This window comes from Paraburkholderia sp. Ac-20347 (assembly GCF_017104805.1).
Taxonomy (GTDB): Bacteria; Pseudomonadota; Gammaproteobacteria; order Burkholderiales; family Burkholderiaceae; genus Paraburkholderia; species Paraburkholderia tropica.
Genome location: NZ_JAAGPN010000513.1, coordinates 1 through 2,360, shown reverse-complemented (window position 1 = coordinate 2,360; position 2,360 = coordinate 1). Strand labels below are relative to the sequence as shown.

Annotated in this window: 1 protein-coding gene; it reads right to left on the bottom strand. The window is 66.2% G+C overall.

The genetic code is table 11. The features are described from left to right. Window positions 1-152: 152 nt before the first annotated feature. Entirely contained in the window at window positions 153-2,306 is a 2,154-nt protein-coding gene (locus G3N97_RS38190; RefSeq protein ID WP_277397884.1) for a glycosyl transferase family protein, read from the bottom strand. Window positions 2,307-2,360: the final 54 nt, after the last annotated feature.

Sequence of the window (2,360 nt, the reverse complement as noted above, 5' to 3'; positions counted from 1 at the left end):
CTCGCCCGAGAGCGGCAGCGCGTGACCCGCCGCCGGCGCGGCTTGCGCCCACACCGGCACGTTCGCGCCGAGGCTCAGGCACAGCGCGGCCAGCGCCATCGCGCGCAAAGCCGGCTGGGTCGGCTGAGTTGGAATAGCGTTCGGCATGCGCTTCATGACGCTGCCTGCGCCTCGGCGCGCAGGCGTTCCTGCTCGGCGATGGCCTGCGCCAGCGCGTCGCTCGAAATCACGCCCTGCTCCACCATGTAGTTGCCGATGCGCCCATGCTCCGCCGGACGATAGCGCTGCAGCGCCTTCTCGAATGCCGCGCGCCGCACGGCGCCATGCTCGATCAGCAGATCGCCGAGCAGCGGCACCGCGTGTGGCGTCGTCGCGTCCTGCGGGGAGACACCTTGCGCCGCTGTGCTCTCAGCGTCCGGCGTCACGGGCACGCCGCGCAAGAGCCGCAAGCCATCGGCAATTTCGCCTTCGCGCGCGATGCGCTGCACGACCGGCAACGCCGTCTTCGCGCGCAGCGTGGCCAGCGCCTCGCTCGTCAGCGGACTCGCGCAGAGCAGCACGAGATGGCCCGCGCCATCGTCGCCTTGCGGCAGCACGCGATAGCGCACCGCCAGCTCGATCGGCACATCCTGCGCGTGACGCATGAGCTTCACGCGATCGAGCCGCGCGCGCGGCAGATCGGCCTGAAACGCAATCGCCTCGGCGAGCGTTTCCTCGTCGAGCCAGCCATGCGCCATCAGCACGCGGCCGAGCGGCGCTTCCTGCGCGTGATCTTCCGCGAGCGCCTTGTCGAGCTCCTCGGGCGCGATGGCCTGCCACGACACCAGCAGTTCGCCGAGCCGCTGACGCCGGTCCTTGAAGCCATCCGACGAAGGAAAGTCGTGCATGGTCTTGTCCCACACGAGGCGCTTGCCCGTCACCAGATAGTTCAGATACATCTTCCACGCGCGCGAGACCGCCATGAAGTTCACGAAATTGCCGATCACCATGCGCGGCACCGACAACACGCCATGCTCCCAGCCATACAGCCGCGACACGAAATACACGCGCTGCACCACGCGCAGCAGCAGCGCGATGCCGTTGGCCCACAGCACGAAGGTGAGAAACCGCGAATTCGAAAACGGCGAGGCGATCAGATCGGGCCGCAAGCCGAGCAGATCCGCGTAAGTGAACAACAGGAACTGCACCAGCAGCGCATATGCGACGATGCCGACGAATGCCGTGAGAATGCCTTTGCGATCGCGCGCGAGCAGATAGCGATTCGCGAACGAGCCGACCCAGCCGGTCTGCTCCCACCCTTGCATGCCGATGCCGAGCGTCCATCGCGCGCGCTGACGATACGCGGTTCGGAACGTATCGGGAAAGTATTCGCGCACGCACAGCGGCATCGTGAGCGTGAAGTCGCGCATCGGCCCGAGCCCGAACCACGACTTGCGGCGCGTGGCGAACTGCACGGGAAAGCGCGCGAAGATCGACTGCATGCCCATGCGCCCGAGCCGCTCGCCCACGTCGTAATCCTCGGTGAGCGTTTCGGTATTGAAGGGCTGATTGTTGGTTTGCGCCGCGAGTCCCGCGAGCGCGCGCCGCGAGAAACAGGTGCCCACGCCCGCCGACGGCACCGCGCCCGCGAGACTCTCGCGCACCACGAGATCCTTCGCGTGCCACTCGGCGAACTCGTCCATATAGGTGCCCGCGACCAGCTCGTACCACTCGCGTTCGAGCGAGGCGACGGGCAGCTGGATCATGTCCTTGCGCGGCAGCAGATAGTTGAAGAAGCGCAGTTCGAGCGGATGCAGCACGTCCTCGCTGTCGTGCAGGATCACGCCCGCGAACTCGATGCCCGCCTCGCCTTCCATGCGAAAGATCGCCTGCACGATCCAGTTCAGGCAATCGGCCTTGCAGGTCGGTCCGTCGTGCGGCACCTCCACGCGATGCAGTTGCTTGTAGCGCCGCCGCATGCGCTCGACTTCGCCGATGGTCGCCGCATCGTTCTGATAGGTGCCGACGAAGATCACATAGTTGCGGTAATCGAGCACTTTCACGGCGTTCTCGACCATCGCTGCGATCACGTCCTCTTCGCGCCACGCGGGCACCATGATCGCGAGCCACTGCTGTTCGCGGTCGTAAAGCTGCTCCGCGCGCAGCGGCTGAAAGCGCCGCTCGACCGTGAAATGACGGATCGTGCGGCGCAGCCAGTACCACGCGTCGATGAACAGATCATCCAGGCTCGAAAGCAGGATGATGACCGCCACGGCCGCCGCCAGGTACTCCATGCCCTGGTAATAGCGGCCGGCGACGTAGTTCAGCCACCAGTCGATCGAGGCCCAGTTCACGCTCAGCCCTGCGGATTCGCACCGCCA